This window comes from Actinomyces glycerinitolerans, from assembly GCF_900098745.1.
Taxonomy (GTDB): Bacteria; Actinomycetota; Actinomycetes; order Actinomycetales; family Actinomycetaceae; genus Actinomyces; species Actinomyces glycerinitolerans.
On sequence record NZ_FQTT01000001.1, the window covers coordinates 287,617 to 308,731 of the forward strand.

The 21,115-nt window shown below is 69.5% G+C and carries 17 protein-coding genes; 4 read left to right on the plus strand and 13 right to left on the minus strand.

The annotated features are described in order from the left end of the window. Window positions 1-60: 60 nt before the first annotated feature. From galE to ACGLYG10_RS01160, 3 genes are all read right to left on the minus strand, one after another. Complete coding sequence (gene galE, locus ACGLYG10_RS01150; protein ID WP_073327209.1) at window positions 61-1,062, minus strand: UDP-glucose 4-epimerase GalE; 1,002 nt, start codon at window positions 1,060-1,062, stop codon at window positions 61-63. Between the two features lie 77 nt (window positions 1,063-1,139). Then, window positions 1,140-1,631: a 5-(carboxyamino)imidazole ribonucleotide mutase gene (gene purE / locus ACGLYG10_RS01155; protein ID WP_073327790.1), complete on the minus strand. Its 492-nt coding sequence runs from the start codon at window positions 1,629-1,631 to the stop codon at window positions 1,140-1,142. A gap of 193 nt (window positions 1,632-1,824) precedes the next feature. Beyond that, window positions 1,825-3,078 carry a 5-(carboxyamino)imidazole ribonucleotide synthase gene (locus ACGLYG10_RS01160; protein WP_073327211.1) on the minus strand — a complete coding sequence of 418 codons (1,254 nt, stop codon included), beginning with the start codon at window positions 3,076-3,078 and terminating at the stop codon, window positions 1,825-1,827. A 209-nt stretch (window positions 3,079-3,287) separates the two neighbouring features. Between ACGLYG10_RS01160 and ACGLYG10_RS01165 the strand changes: the two genes are divergently transcribed. From ACGLYG10_RS01165 to ACGLYG10_RS01175, 3 genes are all read left to right on the plus strand, one after another. Next, a complete protein-coding gene (locus ACGLYG10_RS01165) occupies window positions 3,288-4,487 on the plus strand; it encodes a hypothetical protein (RefSeq protein WP_073327792.1) in 1,200 nt (399 codons plus the stop codon). 188 nt (window positions 4,488-4,675) lie between these two features. Next, on the plus strand, window positions 4,676-5,152 hold the full coding sequence (locus tag ACGLYG10_RS01170) for a GtrA family protein (RefSeq protein ID WP_073327793.1): 477 nt from the start codon (window positions 4,676-4,678) through the stop codon (window positions 5,150-5,152). Between the two features lie 176 nt (window positions 5,153-5,328). Further along, window positions 5,329-6,021 carry a VTT domain-containing protein gene (locus ACGLYG10_RS01175; protein WP_234416205.1) on the plus strand — a complete coding sequence of 231 codons (693 nt, stop codon included), beginning with the start codon at window positions 5,329-5,331 and terminating at the stop codon, window positions 6,019-6,021. A gap of 239 nt (window positions 6,022-6,260) precedes the next feature. On the opposite strand, the gene ACGLYG10_RS01180 is transcribed toward ACGLYG10_RS01175, so the two are convergent. The 9 genes from ACGLYG10_RS01180 to ACGLYG10_RS01220 form a co-directional block, all read right to left on the minus strand. Beyond that, window positions 6,261-7,388 (minus strand): LCP family protein, encoded by a 1,128-nt coding sequence (locus ACGLYG10_RS01180; protein ID WP_083565275.1) that lies wholly within the window; start codon window positions 7,386-7,388, stop codon window positions 6,261-6,263. Between the two features lie 76 nt (window positions 7,389-7,464). Continuing rightward, window positions 7,465-8,631: a branched-chain amino acid aminotransferase gene (locus ACGLYG10_RS01185; RefSeq protein WP_073327798.1), complete on the minus strand. Its 1,167-nt coding sequence runs from the start codon at window positions 8,629-8,631 to the stop codon at window positions 7,465-7,467. Window positions 8,632-8,798: 167 nt separating this feature from the next. Next, entirely contained in the window at window positions 8,799-9,863 is a 1,065-nt protein-coding gene (locus ACGLYG10_RS01190) for a 3-isopropylmalate dehydrogenase (protein ID WP_073327212.1), read from the minus strand. Window positions 9,864-10,151: 288 nt separating this feature from the next. Beyond that, a complete protein-coding gene (locus tag ACGLYG10_RS01195) occupies window positions 10,152-10,772 on the minus strand; it encodes a hypothetical protein (protein WP_073327214.1) in 621 nt (206 codons plus the stop codon). After that, on the minus strand, window positions 10,765-12,147 hold the full coding sequence (locus tag ACGLYG10_RS01200) for an AAA family ATPase (protein WP_073327215.1): 1,383 nt from the start codon (window positions 12,145-12,147) through the stop codon (window positions 10,765-10,767). Before ACGLYG10_RS01200 ends, ACGLYG10_RS01195 begins: the two co-directional genes overlap by 8 nt. 98 nt (window positions 12,148-12,245) lie before the next feature. Beyond that, window positions 12,246-13,604 (minus strand): AAA family ATPase, encoded by a 1,359-nt coding sequence (locus ACGLYG10_RS01205; protein WP_073327217.1) that lies wholly within the window; start codon window positions 13,602-13,604, stop codon window positions 12,246-12,248. Window positions 13,605-13,862: 258 nt separating this feature from the next. Continuing rightward, window positions 13,863-14,894: a ketol-acid reductoisomerase gene (gene ilvC / locus ACGLYG10_RS01210; RefSeq protein WP_073327219.1), complete on the minus strand. Its 1,032-nt coding sequence runs from the start codon at window positions 14,892-14,894 to the stop codon at window positions 13,863-13,865. A gap of 9 nt (window positions 14,895-14,903) precedes the next feature. After that, window positions 14,904-15,416, minus strand: coding sequence for an acetolactate synthase small subunit (gene ilvN, locus ACGLYG10_RS01215; protein WP_073327221.1), 513 nt, complete (start codon window positions 15,414-15,416; stop codon window positions 14,904-14,906). 4 nt (window positions 15,417-15,420) lie between these two features. Then, complete coding sequence (locus tag ACGLYG10_RS01220) at window positions 15,421-17,202, minus strand: acetolactate synthase large subunit (RefSeq protein WP_073327222.1); 1,782 nt, start codon at window positions 17,200-17,202, stop codon at window positions 15,421-15,423. A gap of 380 nt (window positions 17,203-17,582) precedes the next feature. Between ACGLYG10_RS01220 and ACGLYG10_RS01225 the strand changes: the two genes are divergently transcribed. Continuing rightward, entirely contained in the window at window positions 17,583-19,196 is a 1,614-nt protein-coding gene (locus ACGLYG10_RS01225; RefSeq protein WP_073327224.1) for an aspartate:alanine exchanger family transporter, read from the plus strand. Window positions 19,197-19,227: 31 nt separating this feature from the next. Here ACGLYG10_RS01225 and ACGLYG10_RS01230 read toward each other — a convergent pair whose 3' ends face one another. Continuing rightward, window positions 19,228-20,985 carry an alpha-isopropylmalate synthase regulatory domain-containing protein gene (locus tag ACGLYG10_RS01230; RefSeq protein WP_073327225.1) on the minus strand — a complete coding sequence of 586 codons (1,758 nt, stop codon included), beginning with the start codon at window positions 20,983-20,985 and terminating at the stop codon, window positions 19,228-19,230. Window positions 20,986-21,115 lie beyond the last annotated feature (130 nt).

A 21,115-nucleotide genomic window follows, 5' to 3' on the forward strand; every position in this document is an offset into this window, starting at 1 on the left:
GCTCCCCGAAAGGGGAACCGCGCGGGGCGAATGCCAGGTTGGAGGTAGTGGGGGCAGACCTCAGCCGAAGTGGGGCCGGTCGGGGTCGGCCTGCCAGGCGGAGAAGGACGAGGAGACGATGTCGTCCAGATCGTGCTCGGCCTCCCAGCCGAGCACCTCACGGATGCGGGTCGCGTCGCCGATCAGCTGCGGCGGGTCGCCGGCACGACGGCCCAGCTCCTCCGGCTCCACCCGCTGGCCGGTGGCGGCGGCGACGGCGTCGATCACCTTGGAGACCACCTCACGAACCGACGCGCCCTTCCCGGTGCCCACGTTGAAGACGTGCTGGTCCAGCTCCTCGTTGCCGGCCAGGCGGTCCAGCGCGGCGATGTGGGCGCTGGCCAGGTCGCGCACGTGGATGTAGTCGCGGATGCAGGTGCCGTCCGGGGTGGGGTAGTCGGTGCCGAAGATCTTCGGGGACTCACCGCGGGCCAGGCGATCCAGCACCATGGGGATGAGGTTGAGGGTCGCCATGTCGCCCAGGTCGTCCCAGCCGGCGCCGGCGACGTTGAAGTAGCGCAGTCCCGCCCAGCGCAGCCCCCAGGCGCGCTCGCAGTCGGCCATCATCCACTCGCCGATCAGCTTGGTCTCCCCATAGGGGTTGATCGGGTGGCAGTCGATGTCCTCGGGCACGACCTCCACCGGCGGCATGCCGTAGACCGCGGCGGAGGAGGAGAAGATCATCTGCTCCACACGGGCCTGCTCCATGGCGGCCAGCATGTTGGCCAGACCGCCCACGTTCTGCTGGTAGTACCAGGCGGGGCGGGCCACGGACTCCCCCACCTGCTTGCGGGCGGCGAAGTGGATGACCGCCGTGACGTTCTTACGCTCCATCAGGTCGGTCAGGACCTCGGTGGCGTTGCCGGCGGCGACGTCGAGCTCAACCAACTCGGCGCCCTCCACGCGCCCGGGGGTTCCGTAGGACAGGTCGTCTACGACGACGACCTCATCCCCACGTTCCAGCAGCAGACGAACAACATGGGCGCCGATGTAGCCGGCACCTCCCGCGACGAGGATGCTCATGGGCAAATCGTACCGGGCGCGCCGTGACCCCGCGTGCATCTAAAGTCCGGTTCGGCGGACCGGACCGCAGTGTCGAGTCAGGAGCGGGCGGCGACTTCCCGGCGCAGCGCCTCCCCCTTGGCGTGCGCGGTCTCGGCCAGCTCCGCCTGGAAGGCTCGCATGGCCGCACGCAGCCGCTCGGCCTCGGGCCCCTGTCCCGCGCCCAGAATGCGGGCGGCGAGCAGGCCCGCGTTGCGGGCGCCGCCGATGGACACGGTGGCGACCGGCACCCCGGCGGGCATCTGCACGATCGACAGCAGTGAGTCCATGCCGTCCAGGTACTTCAGCGGCACGGGCACGCCGATCACGGGCAGTTCGGTGACGGCGGCGAGCATCCCCGGCAGGTGGGCGGCACCGCCCGCACCGGCGATGATCACGCGCAGCCCGCGCCCGGCGGCCTCGCGCCCGTAGGCGAGCATCTCGTCGGGCATGCGATGGGCGGAGACCACGTCGGCCTCGTAGGGGACGCCGAGGGCGTCGAGGGCGTCGGCGGCGGCCCGCATGGTGGGCCAGTCGGAGTCCGACCCCATGACGATGCCGACGACTGGCTGCTGGTCCTGCTGGTTGCTCACGGGGCGCTCCTACGCTGAATTCACCGAATCTGCCGTTTGCCGCGCATCACCCGCACCGACCGCGGCGCGGCATCGGAACAGCGCCGCCAAGGCACGAGCATGCTCAGCAAGCCTATGCCCAACCGGCGCCGGGCGGGCCTCGGCGGCCCGCTCAGGCCTCGCCGCGCAGGATCGCGACGACGGCGCGCGCACGCTCGCGTACGGCGCCGATCCCCGCCGGGTCGGTGGCCGAGGTGGTCAGGTTGACGTGTCCGAGCTTGCGGCCGGGGCGCCACTGCTTGCCGTACAGGTGGATGTGCGCCCGAGGCTCGCACTCCAGGGCGCGGGCCAGGACGTCGGCGGGCGGGAGGCTGTCCCCGCCCAGGTAGTTGACCATGACGGTGGTGGGGGCGGTCGGCGTCGTCGCCCCCAGGGGGAGGTCGAGGACGGCGCGCAGGTGCTGGGCGAACTGGCTGGTGAGGGCCCCGTCCTGGGTCCAGTGCCCGGAGTTGTGCGGGCGCATGGCCAACTCGTTGATGTACAGGCGAGTGTCCTCCGGGGCTTCGACGGCGAACAGTTCCACGGCCAGCACGCCGGTGACGTCGGCCCGCTCGGCGATGGTGCGACCAATGTGCTCGGCCTGGCGGGCGGCGGCCGGATCGAGCCCGGGGGCCGGCGCCACCGTCTCCACACAAATGCCGTCGGACTGTACGGACTCAATCACCGGCCAGACCGCGATCTGCCCGGAGGGGCGACGGGCGAGCAGCACCGCCAGTTCGCGGGTGAAGGGGACGGCCGCCTCCACCAGCAGGCTGGTGACGGCGCCGCCGCCCAGGGAGCCGCCCCCGCCCGTGCCGTTGGTGGCATGCCCGGCGCGGGCGGCCGCGGTGGCCTCCAGCCAGGTGGCGGCCTCGCCGTCGTCGAGGGCGGTGGCGGAGTCGACCATGAGCACGCCATGCCCGTCGTAACCGCCGCGCGGGGTCTTGAGCACCACCGGCCAGCCGTGGTCGGCGGCGAAGGCGCCGATCTGGGCGCGCATCTCCTGCGCGTTCCCGGCGATCTCCGCCCAGGCCGGCTGTGGTAGTCCGGCGGCGTCGACGGCGCGGCGCATGGCGAGCTTGTCGCGCGCCAGCAGCAGCGCCTCGGGGGCCGGGCGCACCGGCACACCCTCCGCCTGCAACTGGGTCAGCAGGGCCGAGTCCTGGTGCTCGTGCTCGAAGGTGAGCGCGGCGGCGCCGGTCACCAGGGCGCGCACGGCGTCGGCGTCGTCGGCTCCGCCCACCGGGGCGTCGACGGTCACCTGAGCGGCCGAGCCGTCCGGCGTCTCCACGAGCGTGCGCAGGTGGATGCCGAGGGCGGAGGCCTCCTCCTGCATCATGCGGGCCAACTGACCGCCGCCGATCACGGCGAGAATGGGTGCGCTCACGGCGTCAGCCTAGCGCCGGCGCCCCGTACGCTGGCGCCGTGCCTGATTCCACGCCCCCGGACTCCCCCAAGCCCAACTCACCCGCGCACGTCGGCAACGAACCGCTTGCGTCGGCCGCCTTCACCGCGCGCGCCGACAACGGCTCCCCCGCCGGCGGCGCACCCGGCGCCCGACCGGCCCCGGAGTCTTTCCCAACCTCCCGGCCTTCCCTGGCTTCACTGCCGCACTGGGCGGCGGTGCTGGGGGTGTGGGCGGCAACGAGCGCGCTCTCACTGCTGATCCTGCGGCTGGGCGCACAGGACACCGGGCCCACCGTGTGGGCCCCGGCGAGCCCGTCGTGGATGCAGCACGCCTCCTTCTGGGACTCCGGCTGGTACGAGCGCATCGTGCGCGAGGGCTATCCGACGCAGCTGCCGACCGACGCGAACGGCACGGTGCAGCAGAACGCGTGGGCCTTCATGCCCCTGCTGCCCCTGCTGGCCCGGGCCCTGGCCTGGACGGGCTGGTCCTTCTACGCCTGCGCCACCATCGTGTCGCTGGTGGCGTCGGCGCTGGCGGCGCAGGTGATGGACCGCTGGCTGGCGCCCCGCGTGGGGGCAGCCGCCTCCCTGTGGGCGGTGGCGCTGGTGTGGAGTTCTCCCTGCGCCGTGGTACTGCAACTGCCGTACGCGGAGTCGCTCGGCCTGCTGGCAGTGGCGCTGGCACTGCTCCTGGCCGAGCGGGGTCGCTTCCTAGCGGCGGCGCCGGCCGTGGTCGCGGCGGCCTTCGCGCGGCCGCTCGGGGTGCCACTGACGGCGGCGTTGGGACTGTGGTGGCTGTGGGAGACGGCGTGTGCGCGACGGTCCACCACGACGCCGTCGGCCGGGGGCGCCCTGGAGCTCAGCGGAGCCGGGAACGCGCCGCTGGGACCCAGCGCGCGCCGAGGACTGCTGGCCCTGAGCGGCGTGGCGGCCGCGAGCGCCCTGGCCTGGCCGCTGCTCGCCTGGGCGGTCACCGGCCGCGCCGACGCCTACACCGCCACGGAGACGTCCTGGCGTGGCGGCGAGCTGACGCCCCTGCTGCCCTGGCTGACGCGAAGTGGCTGGTGGGTGGGCGACCATCTGGGTCCGCTGCTGCTGGCCGGGTTCGTGATGGTCGGCGCCCTGGCGTTGTCGGCGCCATCGCTGCGGCGGCTGGGCAGGCCGGCGTGGCTGTGGTGCGTGGGCTACTGCCTGTACCTGCTGGTCTTCTTCGACCCGACCACGTCGGTGCTGCGCCTGCTGCTGCCGCTCGCTCCGGCCGGGTGGGCGCTGGCCGCCCGGACGACGCCGCGCGTGCGGGCGACTCTGCTCGCCCTCGGGATGGTGGGACAGGTGTTCTGGGTCAGTTGGGTGTGGGACGGCTTCGGCGCCATCACCTGGGTGCCGTAGCACGTCACCCCATGGGTGACGCCGAACACGTTCTCAGCGCGCGCACATCGCACGCTCCTATGATCGTGTCCGTGACGAAAGCGAGACCCGAGGCGTTGGCCAGAACCACCGCTGCCGACCCGGTGCCCCCTCGCGTCAATGCCGCGAGCACCGCACCCGATAGCCCCGCGGCATTCTCCGACGACGCCGTGGCCGCAACTGCCGAGCCCCCCACGGCCCTGGGGGCACGACTGCTGGCCTGGCTGCAAGAGTTGACCCAGTTCGGGCTGGTCGGCGCGCTCGCCTTCGTCATCGACTCCGGCCTGTTCAACCTGCTCCAGCACGGTCCGCTGGGCGTGCTCGCCGGGCACCCGAACACCGCCAACGTGATCTCCGCCTGCGTAGCCACCTGTTTCTCCTGGGTGGCCAACCGCTCCTGGACCTACCGCGGTCGCACCCAGGAGAACACCGCCCGGGAGGCGTTCCTGTTCGCCTTCGCCAACGCCGGCGGGATCCTGATCACCCAGTTCTGTCTGCTGTTCACCCACCACATCCTGGGCCTGAGCGGCCCCCTGGCGGACAACATCGCCGCCTACTTCGTGGGCTTCGCCCTGGGGACCGCCTTCCGTTTCCTCTTCTACCACTACGTGGTGTTCACCGGCGACGCCGCCTCCCGCGACCGCTGAGCCGGCCGCCCGTCGGGACCGCAAGCCGCACGGCTCACACCGGCGTGCCCAATTCCACAGGCCAGATGCGATGCCCGTCTCGGCGACCATCCAGGGTTTATTCCTACCCTGTAAACGTGACTGCATTGATCCCGGTAACCGCATTGTCCTCCGGGGCGCTGTCGGCCCTGCCCGCCATGCCCGCACCCGCGCTCGGCCCGGAATGGCTCGACGCCGCCAACATCATCACCAAGATCGTCGAGTGGTTCGGCCCCTGGGCGATCGTGGGCGTCATGCTCGTCATCTTCGCCGAGACCGGGCTGCTGGTCGGCTTCTTCCTGCCCGGCGACTCGCTGCTGTTCACCCTGGGAATGTTCGTGGCCACCGGTGCCGTGGGCGTGCCCATCTGGGTGGCCGCACCCCTGCTATGGGTCGCCGCAATCGTCGGCAACCAGACCGGCTACCTCATCGGACGCAAGGCGGGCCCGGCGATCTTCAACCGGGAGGACTCGCGCCTGTTCAAGCAGGAGTACGTCGAGCGCACCTCCGCCTTCTTCGAGAAGCACGGCGGCAAGGCGATCACGCTGGCCCAGTTCGTGCCGATCGTGCGCACCTTCACCCCGGTTATGGCCGGCGTCGGCCGGATGCGCTACACCCACTTCCTCGGCTTCAACATGCTCGGTGCCACCTTCTGGGCCTTCGCCATCACCTGGCTCGGGTACTTCCTGGGGTCCATCACCTGGATCCAGAAGAACATCGACGTGATGATCCTGGCCATCGTGTTCGTATCGGTGCTGCCGATGCTGATCAGCGCCGTGCGCAGCAAGCTGGGCTCCTCCAAGGCCACCTCCGAGCAGCCCGCCGTCGTCGAGGTCGAGGTCGCCGAGTAGCGCAGACGGGAGCGGGGCGGCCCCTTGCGTTGACGAACCGCCACCGGAACACGCGAACCGTCAACCTCGCCCAGACACCGGTGCCCCTGCGCCGGGAACACGAGTTTGCGTCAGGAACACGAGTTTTAGAGCTTTGCACGTACCCTGCGCCCGCAAACCTCTAAAACGCGTGTCTTTGCGGGGAACTCGTGTACGAGACGACGGTCAGCGGCCGAGCGCAGGCTGCCCCGCGGTGAGCGTCAATTCACGGTCGCGGGCAGCAACTCGATGGCGTCGGGATTGTCCTCCAGGTAGTCCCCCACGGCGTCGTTCTGGAAGGCCTCGAACAGCGGCGCATCCGCATCGCCGTCCAGCAGGACGATCGACTGTCCATCGGCCCTGGTGCCGGTACCGGTCGTCGGCACGGTCATGAAGTTGATGTCCGTGGAGTGGATGCCGCGCAGAGCGGTCGCCAGGGACTGCATCTCCCCGATGGTGAAGTCGTCGTCAACCGCCAGGGTCTCGGTGAGCGTGGTGAGGAAGGAGTACAGCTTCGTCGGGCTGGTCAGGATGCCGTTATTCAGCACGGCTCCGACCATGGCCCGCATCCAGGCCTGCTGGCGGTTGACCCGGTCGAAGTCGCCGCCCGGCAGGCTCTTGCGCTCGCGCGCGTAGGCGAGGGCCTGCTCGCCGTTGAGCAACTGCGCGCCGGCGTTGAAGTCGGTGCCGGCGAGTGTCTGGTCACTCTTGAGGTTGATGGTGACCCCACCGATCGCGTCGGTGATCTTGCTGAAGGACTCGAAATCCGCCACCACGAAGTGGTCGATGCGCACGCCCGTGAGCTGCTCGACGGTCTGGATCGTCAGGCTCGGCCCACCGTAGGAGAAGGCGGCGTTGATCTTGTTCTGCCCGTAGCCGGGAATGTCCACCCAGGAGTCGCGCGGGATGGACATGACGGAGACGTCCTCGCGGTCACCACTGATCTGCACCACCATGATCGCGTCGGTGCGCTGCGCGCCGGCCTCCCACTGGTTGGGGTCACCGGCACTGATACGCGAGTCGGAGCCGAGCACGAGGATGTTCGTCGCCGGATCCTCGGCGTCCTGCTCGGGGGCACGGTCGGCGGAGTCGATCGCGGCGAAGGGGTCGCCGATGGTCTCGATATTGCCCGACAGGTGGTTGCGCAGCCACAGTCCGCCGACCGCCGTGCCGGCCACAATCACCAGCACGACGGCGAGCACGGACACCAGTGCTATGCGCCAGCGCCTCCCACTGCGTTGCCTGCGCCGCCGCCTGCGCCCGGTTTCGGGCCGACCGACACCGCCCAGCACATCGTCGCTGAAGTTGCCGGAGGCGCCATCGCACGCGCGCTGCTCGTCATCGCTCATGGTTCAATCTGATCACACCGCGCCGACGCGAGAAACCGCGCCGACGCAGGGTTCCGATCACAAGCCGATTGCGACGTCACGCCAGGCGGTACATCCAGTTGTAGGGGTCCTCCAAGCGCCCGTACTGGATGCCGGTGAGCCGCTCGTAGATCTCGTGGGTGACCTCACTGCCCTCGATGGACACGTCGAAGCCCTCGCCCTTCAGCCGCCCCAGCGGTACGACGACGGCGGCGGTACCGCAGGCGAACACCTCGCGGACCTTGCCGGAGGAGATGTCCTCCAGCAGGCCCTCCAGTGGAATGGTCTCCTCCACGACGCGCCGGCCGGAGTCCTGCAGCAGGCGAATGATGGCGCTGCGCGTGTTGCCCTCCAGGATAGTGCCGGTCAGCCGCGGGGTGCGCACGGTGCCGTCGGCGTCCACCACCATCACGTTCATGCCGCCGAGCTCCTCGAGGTTCTTCTCGGTGACGTCGTCGAGGAAGCACACCTGGTCGCAGCCCCGAGCGTCGGCCTCCTCCTGCGGCAGCAGGGACGAGGCGTAGTTGCCGCCGGTCTTGGCGAAGCCGGTGCCGCCGCGGCCGGCCCGGTGGTAGTCCTGGGCGACCCAGATGGAGATGGGCTGCAGGCCGTGGGTGAAGTAGGCGCCCGACGGGGAGGCGATCACGTAGTAGTCGATGGTGCTGGCGGCGTGCACGCCCAGGAAAGCCTCGGATGCGAAGGCGAAGGGGCGCAGGTACAGGGACTCCCCCTCACCGGAGGGCACCCAGTCGGCGTCGGTGCGCACCAGGTCCACCAGGGAGGCGATGAAGTCGTCCTCCGGCAGTTCGGGGATGGCCATACGCCGAGCGGACAGGTTGAGCCGGGCCGCGTTGTAGCGGGGCCGGAAGGTCCAGATCGAGCCGTCGTCGTGCCGATAGGCCTTGATGCCCTCGAAGATCTCCTGCGCGTAGTGCAGGACGGCAGCGGCGGGCGACAGCGTCAGGTCGTCGAAGGGGACGATGCCGTAGTCGCCCCAGCCGTCCGCGCGCGTCCAGCGGGCGTGAGCCATGTGGTCGGTGAACACCCGGCCGAAGTGCAGGTCCGTCAGCGCCTGGGCGCGCTCGGCGTCGGTGGCCGGGTGCGGATTGGCGGACAGGGGGAAGCGCCCGGCGAGCGCGTCGGCGGGAGGGACCGGGACGGCGGCGGCGCGGGCCAGGGGCGTGTCGAGTGAATCGGGTGTGGGTGCGACGGCTGGGGCAGACATACCGGCACTGTACCGCCGCTTCACGCAGCGGACGGGCGTCTCTCACATACTGACTCCATCCGCGCCGTCGGCCTCGCCCGGGCGCGCATGCCCTGGCGAAGCGAGCCGACGGCGTCGCCCACGTGGACCCTCCAGCGCCCGCCTCCGGGCCGGGGTCCGCGTCGGTGTCAGCCGCGCACGGCGGCAGCGATGGCATCCCCGATCTCGCTGGTGGTGCGCACCAGCGGAGCGCCGACAGCCTCGGCCGCGGCCCGGGCCGCCATGTCGGCGTCGACGGCGGCCTGGACGCGGGCGGCGGCGGTGCCCAGACCCAGGTGGCTGAGCATCATGGCGACGGCGGAGATGGTGGCCACCGGGTCGGCCTTGCCCTGGCCTGCGATGTCCGGGGCGGAGCCGTGGACCGGCTCGAACATGGAGGGGAACTCGCCGACCGGGTTGAGGTTGCCCGAGGCCGACAGGCCGATGCCGCCGGTGATGGCGCCGGCCTCGTCGGTGAGGATGTCGCCGAAGAGGTTGTCGGTGACGATCACGTCGAAGCGGCCCGGGTCGGTGACCAGGTAGATGGTGGCGGCGTCCACGTGGGAGTAGTCCACCTTCACCTCCGGGTACTCGGTGCCGACCTCCTCGACCACGCGGCGCCACAGGTGGCCGGCGTTTACGAGCACATTGTGCTTGTGCACCAGGGTGAGGTGGTGGGCGGGGCGGGCCTGGGCGGTCTCGAAGGCGTAGCGCACCACGCGCTCGACCCCGTAGGCGGTGTTGACGCTGACCTCGGTGGCGATCTCCTGCGGGGTGCCAGTGCGCACGATGCCGCCGTTGCCGCAGTACAGGCCCTCGGTGCCCTCGCGCACCACCACGAAGTCGATGTCCCCGGGGTCGGCCAGGGGCGTGGCCACGCCCGGGTAGTACTTGGAGGGGCGCAGGTTGACGTAGTGGTCCAGGGCGAAGCGCAGGCGCAGCAGCAGGCCGCGTTCGAGCACGCCGGAGGGGACCGACGGGTCGCCGACGGCGCCCAGCAGGATGGCGTCGTGGGTCTTGATGTCCTCCAGCTCGGCGTCCGTGATGGTCTCGCCGGTGCGGTGCCAGCGCTCGGCGCCCAGGTCGAAGTCGGTGGTCTCCAGGGTGACGCCGCTGCCTTCAAGGGCCGCCTCAAGTACCTTCAGGCCCTCGGGCACCACCTCCTTGCCGATGCCGTCGCCGGGGATCACTGCAAGCTTGATGGTCTGCGTCATGCGGCGACCCTAAGCGGATCGGCCGTCGCTCCGGGCGGGCATCTCAGATACCGGCGGGCGGTTGGCGGACCCGGGACCCGCCAGCAGGCACTGCGCCGCTCCTGCCCACCACCTGCCGACTTCCCGGCACCGCCCAGACATTGCGCGCCGTCACCACGGCGTAGTTGCACGACCCCGGGCGATGTTCCACGACCTTGGTGCGCGTTCCACGACCACGGGGTAGTCGTGGAACGCGCACCAAGGTCGTGCAACGCGAAGACGCAGCCACCGCGAACCGGGGCACCCGCGTTACTCATAGCCCAGGTGCTGCCGATTCCTGACCAGGGCGGACTCGAGCTCCTTCTCTAGCCTTTTCCAGGCCTCCAGATGCTTGACGTCGCCGTCAATCCGGATCTGTTCGACGAGTTGCGAGCGCTTTCGAGCAAACGCGGTCGCCTTCATGAAGCTAGAACGATCCCGGTTGAGGTACTCCTCCAGCGTTCGCTTGGGGTCGGCCAGCCCCTCGATCACTTTACGACTGAGCCCCTTCCCCGCCGCCCAGGCTCGGAAGGTCTCCTTCTCCTTCTCGTTAGACCACAGGTCCGCCAGCACCCAGGCCTCGGTCATCGTCACCGGGATCACCGGCACGACGCGGTCGTCGCCCGGCTTGCGGCACTCCTTGATCCGAGCCTCTATGCCGGCGTTGTCGGCGTCGCGGTGCACGAAGATCAGGTCATACGGCTCTTCTGCCAGCGCCTTGATCTTCTCCTCAACGTTGTTCGGACGCTTCCCATTCCACTCGTGCGGTTCGGGTTCGAGGTTCACGTCGGCACCGGGACGCATGCTCATGAGCAGCCGCTCGAGTACCTTAGCGAGCCTGTTGTCGGAGGTTCCCTCACCGATGAAGGCGCACCGCCAGTACTCACTCATCGGTCTCCTCCGGCTCCGAGGGGTTGTACAGGAATGCGAAGAGCTTAGAGCGCGACACCGGCGCCGAACTCCGCGGGCGGTCATCCGAGCGCTCCCACTGCTCCGACCGCCAAGTGCCCGGCAACGGATTGAAGGTCACGGACTCCGTGATGCGGCCGTCGGCGTCCCGGCGTCGCCATGGCACCGCGCACAGCACGTCGTCGGCGTGGTCTTGCATGGCGTCCTGGACCAAGTAGGGCGAGTGCGTGTTGACGAGGACCTGCCCGGCGTGGCCGTCACGGGCTTCGGTCATGGAGCGCAGCAGTTCAAGTATGTCAGCGATCTTGGCGGGGTGGAGGCCGTTCTCCGGCTCCTCGATTGCGACGAGGCTCGGGCCGGAATCCAGTACCGCGAGAGCGGCGAGTGCGATGAGACGCAGGGTGCCGTCGGAGAGGCTGCGCGCGGACAGCTCGGGCCCGTCCCCGATCCTGGCGCGCAGCTCCAGGTAGTCGCCGTTGGGGACCACTCGCAGCGTGCGCATCTCAAGGAACGGGGCCAGGGCATCGATGATGTCCTGGTAGACCCGGCTGTCGTCCCGAGCGGCACGTCGGTAGAGAGTCGAGGCTAAGTGCTCTCCCGACGCCGTGATGTCCGCCTCCTCGTCACGGTCATCCGCGCGCCGCAGTGCGGAGGGCTCAAGGGACAGGAAGCGCCACGAGCGCATCTGCGCAGCGACGGCGGCGACGGCTCGTGAGGAGCCCGCACCGGCCGGATGGCCGAGCAGGGTACTTACACTGTCTTCGACCGAAAGCAGCGGCAGAGCTTGCTGGCCATATCCTGGTGGAGGCTCAACATCATCGCGGCCAACAAAGACAACGTCAAAAGAGTCGTCATTTGACGCATCATCGCTATCCAATGACTCTTCGCTCGTCCAGATGTGCGTCCCGCGAGTGTCGGAGACGAGGTGCTCCCGAACCAACGTGAGGTCGGTGTCGCCATCGCGTTCATTGACGCGGAACTCGACCTCGTAGCGAAACCTCTCCGTACGCGTGGGGGCCGCTGGCAGCCCCGGCCGAGGATCGCGCAGCGCCATCTGCCAGGGCGGCGTCACGTCGACGTCGGCCGTGACCTCCGCGGCGAGCCGGACCGTGTGTCCGTCGGCGAGCGACTCGGGCGGGAAGAGCACGCGCAGCGGCGTCTTCTGGCCGCCATCGGAACGCAGTCGCCGGAATGCCTCGCGGTACGGGTACTGCACGAGGAGGCTGAGCAGCTCGATCGCGTCGAACAGGTTCGACTTCCCAACGCCATTCGGCCCGGCGATCACCGTCATCGGGCCGAAGTCAACGGCGACGTCCCGGAGGTTCTTGAACCCCGAGATCTCGATCCTGGTCAGCACGGCCTCGACTCCTTCCCGCAGCGTTTGCACAAGTCCCCGACCAGGCTAACAGCCGTGCCGCTCCAACACTGGCAAGAGCCGGGCACCTCCGCGCCGGCTCAGTCCGCGGCCGCTGCGGAGCCGCCCAGATAGGCCTGCACGGTGCTGCGGGGAACCGGCCGCATGCCCTGGCCGCCCCAGCCCCGGGCACGCCAGGTGCCGGCCAGCGGGTGGAAGTCCACCGCCTCGCCGCGCGTGCCGTCCCCACTGCGCGTCTTGCGCCCGACGGCGCACAGCACTTCGGCGTCCTCGGCGCACTGGAACAGGTTGGGCGAGTGCGTGTTGACGACGACCTGTCGCAGGTGCTGGGAGGCCGGCGCCGACAGGCCGTGCAGCAGCCGGTACAGCTCCGGGAGCTTGGCCGGGTGAATCCCGTTCTCGGGCTCCTCCAGGCACAGCATCCCCGAGTAGTCCTCCGCCACCCCGATCGCGGCCAGCGTGAGCAGGCGCAGCGTCCCGTCCGACAGCGCCCGCGCCGGCAGCTCCGGGGCGTCCCCGACCTGGGCCCGCAACTCCAGGGCCTGACGCACCGGGTCCTCCGTGATCGTCAGACTGCGCACGTCGACCAACGGGGCGACGGCGTCGCACACGCGGTGCAGCACCGCGCCGTCACGCCCGGCGGCCAGGTTCTGCCGGTAAAGCGCCGCCGGCACATGCGCCCCGGAAGCGGAAATGGTGCTCCGCTCCATTAAATCATCGGGGGCACGCATGGCGCAGGGCTCCAGGGCCAAGAATCTCCACGACGACATTTCTGTGCGCGCCGCCAGAATAGTCGGGTATTCGGCACTGGCGACGGCGGAAAGCACGGTGCGCTGGGCACCATCGGCGAGCACCCGCCGCGGCCTGCCGTTGGCTTCCCGGTGAACAATCACCGCACCTTGACCGTGAGAAGCCTGATAGTCGAGGAAACGGCCCTCCGAATCTGAGGGCCCGCAGGCGATGAACCGCCGACACGCCTCCGCCTCCGGGAAACGCAGGCCGCCGGCGGCATCGTCCAGTGCGCGCAGTTGCTCCCGCGCCAACCGCAGGCGCAGACCTCCCGGGACGGTCGGATCCTGCTGCACGGCAATCTCCACCTCGTAGCGCACGTAACCGCACGACGGCGCCACCGTCTGCCCGAATTCATCCTCCGCACGCGGTGGCAGGATCATCTCCGCGGCGAATCCCAAGTTGGCAGCGCCGTCCAGCACGCCGGCGGACAGCAGGGAGGCGACGTCGAGATGCTGCTGAGCGGTCGGGCGCACCTGGAGGCAGGCGTCGTGGAATGAGTTGGAGCTGAGCAGGGATAGGAACTCGATGGCATTGAACAGGTTGGATTTTCCCACCGCGTTGGGGCCGGCGATGCAGGTGAATGGCCCGAAGTCCACCCTCACGTCAACGAGGTTCTTGAATCCCGTTACCTCGAAACGAGTAAGCACGCCTCTGCCCCCCTCGCCTCCCGTCGATACGCCTCTCAGTTTATCCTCAGGTAAGTACCAATACGCGAGAATGCGCCAGCGTGCTCAAAACGCGACATTGACCGCGTTCTGTAACGATTAAATCCGGAAAATGCGTGGGGGCGACGGACCGAAGCCCGCCACCCCCACCGGGATGTATTAGCACCGCAAAATCCGTTATAAACGGTCGAGCACTATGCCCGCACATTCTCTTCCGGAAGGATGCGGCCTACCACCGGGTCAGCGCGCGGCCGAGCCCTCGGTGTAGTCCTTGTCGCGATCGGCGCGCCAGGCGAACATGGAGCGCACCTCGCGGCCAACGGCCTCGATCGGATGGGCCTCGCCCTCGGCGCGCAGCCGCTTGAACTCCGGGGCGCCGGCCGCCTGGTCGTCCATGAAGCGCTTGGCGAAGGAACCGTCCTGGATGTCCGCGAGGACCTCCTTCATGTGCTCCTTGACGTCGGGGGTGATCACACGCGGACCGGAGACGTAGTCGCCGTACTCGGCGGTGTCGGAGCAGGACCAGCGCTGCTTGGAGATGCCACCCTCGTTGATCAGGTCGACGATGAGCTTGAGCTCGTGGCAGACCTCGAAGTAGGCCATCTCGGGCTGGTAGCCGGCCTCGACCAGCGTCTCGAAGCCGTACTCGATCAGCTTGGAGACGCCACCGCACAGGACGGTCTGCTCACCGAACAGGTCCGTCTCGGTCTCCTCGCGGAAGGTGGTCTTGATGGCGCCGGCGCGGGTGCCGCCGATCGCCTTGGCGTAGGAGAGCACCAGCGGCCAGGCCTGGCCGGAGGCGTCCTGCTCCACGCAGACCAGCACGGGCACGCCCCGGCCGGCCTCGAACTCGCGGCGCACGGTGTGGCCGGGCCCCTTGGGGGCGACCATCACCACGTCGATGTCCTTGGCGGGGGTGATGTAGCCGAAGTGGATGTTGAAGCCGTGGGAGAACAGCAGGGCGGAGCCGGACTTGAGGTTGGGCTCGATCTCCTGCTTGTACAGCTCGGCCTGCACCTGGTCGGGGGCCAGCACGACGGTGACGTCGGCCCAGGCCACGGCCTCGGCGATCGGCTTGACGGTCAGCCCGGCCTCCTGCGCCTTGGCGACGGAGCTGGACCCCTCGCGCAGGCCGACGACGACCTCCACGCCGGAGTCGCGCAGGTTCAGCGCGTGGGCGTGGCCCTGCGAGCCGTAGCCGATGACGGCCACCTTCTTGGACTGGATGACCGACAGGTCGGCGTCGTCGTCGTAGAACTTCTCAGCTGCCATGGTGAGTTCTCACTTCTCCTTGAGTTGATCGGTGATGGAACGGGGACCGCGCGAAATCGCGACCGCACCGGATTGGACGATCTCCTTGACCCCGTGGGGGGCCAGGGCGTCCAGAAGGGCCTTGACCTTGGACTCCGAGCCTACGGACTCGATGACGACCGAGGTCGGGGACACGTCCACGACGTGCGCCCGGAACAGGTCGACGATCTGGAGTACGGCGGTCCGGTTGGAGTCATCGGCACGCACCTTAATGAGGTACAGCTCGCGGCCCACCGAGGTGTCCGGATCCAGTTCGACGATCTTGATGACGTTGACCAGCTTGTTCAGCTGCTTGGTCACCTGCTCCATGGCCGGGCCCTCGGCGTCGGCGATCACCGTGATGCGCGAGATGTCCTCGTGCTCGGTGGGGCCGACCGCCAGGGAATGGATGTTGAAGCCGCGGCGGGTGAACAGCGCGGACACGCGCGTGAGCACGCCGGGCTTGTTCTCCACCAGAACCGAAAGCGTGTGCTTCTCGCTCATGGTCTCACTCCTCCTCCCACACGGGGCTCATCCCGCGCGCGTGCTGGATTTCGTCGTTGGACACGCCCGCCGCGACCATGGGCCACACCTGGGCGTCGGCTGACACGATGAAGTCGATGACGACCGGGCGGTCGTTGATGGCGTTGGCCTGGGCGATCACGTCATCGACGTCCTCGAGCCGTTCACAGCGCAGACCGACGGCGCCGTAGGCCTCGGCGAGCTTGGCGAAGTCGGGGATGTGCTCGGTGCCGGCGCCGGTGTGCAGGTCGGTATTGGAGTAGCGCTCCCCGTAGAACAGGTTCTGCCACTGGCGCACCATGCCCAGAGACGAGTTGTTGATGATCGCGACCTTGATGGGGATGTTGTTGAGCGTGCAGGTGGCCAGTTCCTGGTTGGTCATCTGGAAGCAGCCGTCGCCGTCGATCAACCAGACCGGGCGGTCCGGGCAGGCCTCCTTCGCGCCCATGGCGGCGGGCACGCCGTAGCCCATGGTGCCGGCGCCGGCGGAGGTGAGCCAGGAGCGGGGCTGGTTGAAGTGCAGATAGTGGGCCGCCCACATCTGGTGCTGGCCGACGCCGGTCACCCAGATGGTGTCCTTGTCTGCCGCCTTGTCCAGGTGGGTGATGACCTCCTGGGGCTGGAGCAGGCCGTCGTCGGTGTCGGTCCAGTCGGTGGGGTAGGTGACGCGGATGTGCGCGACCTCGGTGAGCCACTGGTCGATCTCGGCGCGCGGCTCGACGGCGAACTGCTCGCGGCAGGCCGCGGTCAGGGCCGGCACCACGTCCTTCAGGTCGCCCACGATGGGGATGTCGGCGGTGCGGATCTTGGAGATCTCGGCGGGGTCGATGTCCACGTGGATGACGGCGGCGTGGCGGGCGAAGGTGTCCGGCTTGCCGGTGACGCGGTCGTCGAAGCGGGCCCCCAGCGTGATGATCAGGTCGGCGCGCTGCAGGGCGCCGACGGCGGCGACGGTGCCGTGCATACCGGGCATGCCCAGGTTAAGCGGGTGGTCGGTGGGCAGCACGTCCAGGGCGGTCAGCGTCGTCGTGAAGGGGGCGCCGACCAGCTGGACCAGCTCGTTCAGCTGCTCGACCGGCACGCCGGCGCGGCTCAGGCCGCCGCCGAGGTAGAAGACGGGGCGCTCGGCGGAGGCGATGGCCTCGGCGGCCTGGGCGATGCGCCGCTGGTTGGGCTTGCCGGGCAGGCTGTAACCGGGCAGGTCCATGCGCGGCGGCCAGTGGAACTCGGTCTCGCCGACCTGGGCGTCCTTGGTGAAGTCGATGAGCACCGGGCCGGGGCGGCCGGTGGAGGCCAGGTGGAAGGCCTCGGCGACACGGCTGGGGACCTCGTCGGGGGAGGTGACCAGGAAGGAGTGCTTGACGAACGGCATGGTGGAGCCGACGATGTCCGCCTCCTGGAATGCGTCGGTACCGATCGCGGTGGAGCCGACCTGGCCGGTGATGGCGACCATGGGCACGGAGTCCATGTGGGCGTCGCCGATGGCGGTGACCAGGTTGGTGGCGCCGGGGCCGGAGGTGGCCACGCATACGCCGACCCTCCCGGTGGCCATGGCGTAGCCCTCGGCGGCGTGACCGGCGCCCTGCTCGTGTCGTACCAGCACGTGGCGGATCTTCTCGCTGGCCAGCAGCGGATCATAGAAGGGCAGGATCGCGCCGCCGGGCATGCCGAAGATGTCGGTAACGCCGATCTCCTCCAGGGAACGCACGAGCGCCTGGGCACCTGTCATCTGTTGGTTCTGGTCCGGGGAACCACTGTCACGAACCATCGTCCGCCCTCCTATCCGTGAGCTCAGCGTGCTTGAGTTACTTTCCTGGTCGGCCGGGGCCGACTCAGGTGGAACCGTATGATGCCGCGCGCCGCAACGTCGATTTCACTGTCCGTTGTCTCACATATTGGAATCACGGACCGCGGATGTGGGCTCGCAGAGTGCCCGGAGGCTAAGGGCGGGCGGGCAGCCGGCGGTGGGGCAGCTGCCGCATATTGCTGCATTCAGCCACATATGTCAGACGTCTCGCGTCGGCGCGGTCTTTGGTCCGCCCGATGAGCTAAAGCGGGATGCCAGAATACTGCCGTTAAACACGCAGCTATGCGGCCACGGTGTGGGCAACGCCGTCGGCCCGTGCAAGAGGAAGGCGGCATCAGCACGTGGTCACCGGACTACTCAATGCCTTGGCCGAGAACCCGGTTCTGGTCCTATTCCTGCTTATCGGCATCGGCATGCTGGTCGGGCGCATCAGGGTCGGCGGCGTCAGCCTGGGGGCGGCGGCCGTCCTCTTCGCCGGGATCGTCCTGGCCGCCTGGGGCACCGCCGAGGGCATCACCATTGAGGTGCCCGCCCAGATCGGCACGCTTGGGCTGGCGATCTTCACCTTCGCGATCGGCATCCAGTCCGGGCCGAACTTCTTCCACGTGCTGCGCACGGCCGCCGGGCCGCTGGCCATCATGCTGGTGGTGCTGGTGGTCGGCGCCGGGGCCGGCCTGGCCGTGGGCCGAGCCCTGGGAATGAACTCCGCCATGATCGCCGGCGCCTTCGCCGGTGCGCTGACCAACACGCCCGCCCTGGCCGCCGCCGGCGGGGCCGCCACCGCGGCCGGCAACGCCGACGGCATGGCGATCGCCACGGTCGGCTACGCCGTCGCCTACCTGTACGGCGTCATCGGCATGCTGTTCTTCTGCCTGCTCGCGCTGCGCTACCGCCGCTCCGACAAGGACGCCCCCTCCCCCCTGATCAACCGCACGGTGCGCGTGGAGCGCGACGACGCCCCACAGCTGGGTGACATTGCCGAACGCGTGAGCGGGGAGATGAAGTTCTCCCGCCTGCGCCGCGGCGAGACCGGCCCCATCACCCGGCCGACCCCCACCGACCGGATCTACAAGGACGACCTGATCACCGTCGTCGGCACACAGGACGCCGTCAACCAGGTCATCGCGGAGATCGGCCACTCCTCCTCCCACTCCCTGATCGAGGACCGCCGCTACCTCGACTTCCGCCGTATTACCGTCTCCGACCCGAAGCTTGCCGGGCACGCCCTGAGCGACCTCGACATCGACCACAAGTTCGGCGCCACCATCTCCCGCGTGCGCCGCGGCGACGTGGACATGGTGGGCACCCCCGACCTGGTGCTCCAGCAGGGCGACCGCGTGCGTGTCGTAGCGCCGACCGGCCGCATGGCCGAGCTGTCCAAGTTCTTCGGCGACTCCGCCCACGGCCTTTCCTCCATCAACCCGGTGGCGATGGGGCTGGGCATGGCCGTCGGCATCATCATCGGTGAGTGGGCGATCCCGCTACCGGGCGGCTCCACCTTCTCCATCGGCTCCGCCGCGGGCACGCTCATCATCGGCCTGATCTTCGGCCGCATCGGCCGCATCAAGAGCTTCGTCACGGCCATGCCGTTCACGGCGACGGCGGTGCTCTCCGAGCTGGGCCTGTTGATCTTCCTGGCGCAGGCCGGTACGCGCGCAGGCGGCCAGATCGCCAATGCCTTCACCGGCGGCGACTGGTGGAAGATCCTGATCACCGGCTTCGTGATCACCACGATCGTGGGCTTCGGAATGTACGCGTCCATGCGCTGGATCGTGAAGATGGGCGGTACGCGCCTGTCCGGCCTGCTCGGCGGCCTGCAGACGCAGCCCGCGGTGCTGGCCTTCGCCAACGAGCGCACCGGCTCCGACCCGCGCGTGGCGCTCGGCTACGCGATGGTCTATCCGGTGGCCATGATCGTGAAGATCTTCATCGCCCAGTTCCTGGGCGGGCTGTGAGCCGAAGGCGGCCTGTGAGCCGACGCTGCGCCTACCGCGGTTCAACGCCGCGGCGCAGCAGGCCCACGATGTGCCCGTCGGTCAACGCCTCCCAAGAGGCCTCGACCACGTCCGTGCCCACGCCGACGGTTGACCAGGTCTCCTCCCCATCGGTGATGTCGATGAGCACGCGCACCACCGAGCGGGTACCGCGCTCGGTGTCCAGGATGCGCACCTTGTAGTCGGTCAGTTCGAAGTCGGCGGTCTCGGGGTAGACCTGCTCCAGTGCCGCGCACAGCGCGTGGTCCAGGGCGTTGACGGGCCCGTTGCCCTCCCCCAGGACCGCGAAGCGCCGCCCGCCGGCCCACAGGCGCACGGTGGCCTCGGTCTCGGTGACCGTGTCGCCCTCGGTGGACAGCAGCCGCTGCCCGGGCAGGGGGCGGGCCTGGATGGAGGCGCGCCAGGACTCCACCCGGAAGTACTCCGGCAGGTCGCCGCGGGCGGTGCGCAGCAGCAGCTCGAAGGAGCCGTCGGCGGCGTCATAGGTGTAGCCGGCGGCCTCGCGCGCCTTGACGGTCTCGGTCACCCGGGTGAGCAACTCCCGGTCGCCGGCGGTGTCGATGCCGAACTCGCGGGCCTTGAGTTCGATCGAGGCGCGCCCGGCCATCTCCGAGACCAGCATGGTCATGGTGTTGCCCACGCGCTCGGGATCAATGTGCTGGTACAGGTTCGGATCCACCCGGATCGCGGAGGCGTGCAGCCCGGCTTTGTGGGCGAAGGCCTTCGTGCCCACATACGGCAGGCGGCTCGACGGCGGCCGGTTGACGATCTCACCGACGTGCCGGGAGACGGCGGACAGTTCGGCCAGGCGGCGGGCGCGCTCGGCGGGGTCGCCGGGCAGTACCGCAAAGTCGGTCTTCAGCTCCAGATCGGCGATGAGAGTGAGCAGGTTGGCGTTGCCGGTGCGCTCGCCCAGCCCGTTCACGCAGCCCTGCACCTGGCGGGCGCCGGCCTCGACGGCGGCCAGCGCTCCGGCGACGGCCACGCCGGCGTCGTCGTGGGTGTGGATACCGATGGTGCAGTCGGCGTACCCGGCCCGGCGCAGTGCCGCCCGCAGGCGGGTCACCCGCTCGCCGACGCGATTGGGCAGGGTGCCACCGTTGGTGTCGCAGGGGATGACGGCGGTGGCGCCGGAGCGCGCCGCGGCGAGGGCGACGGCGATCGGGTAGGGCAGTTCCGGGTCGCCGACGACGCCCGTGGCCTCGCCGCCCACGGCACCTTCCGCCGGACCGGTCGCGGAGGACGCGGCGGTGGAACCGGCCGCGCCCGCCTCGGCGTGGTCGATGCCGTCGAAGAAGTGCTCCAGATCGACCATGACCTCGCGGCCGGCCGCGGCCAGGACCGTGACCGTGTCCCGCACCATGCGCAGGTTCTCCCCCAGGCTGGTGCGCAGGGCCCGCTCGACGTGCACCGGATCGGACTTGGCGACCACCGTGACCACGGGCGCGCCGGAGTCCAACAGGGCCTGCACCTGCGGGTCGTCGGCCGCGTACACGCCCGCCTTGCAGGTGGAGCCGAAGGCGACCAGCCGGGCGTTCTGCAACTCCAGTTCGGTGCGGGCGCGGGCGAAGAACTCGGTGTCCTTGGGGATGGCGCCGGGCCAGCCAGCTTCGATGTATGCCACCCCGAGGTTGTCCAGCAGCCGGGCGACGGCCAGCTTGTCGGCGACGGTGAAGGCGATGGACTGCTGCTGGGCTCCGTCGCGCAGGGTGGTGTCATAGGCGGCGACGTTGAGCGTGCCTGCGGGCATATGCGGTCCCCTTCCGCGGTGGCTGTTCACCGGAGAGTCTGTCACATTCCGACACGTTGTCTGCTCCCGCGACCGCCGCGCTCTGAGAGGGTGCTCACCCGCGGGCGTCAATCCGTGGCATGCCCGGTGC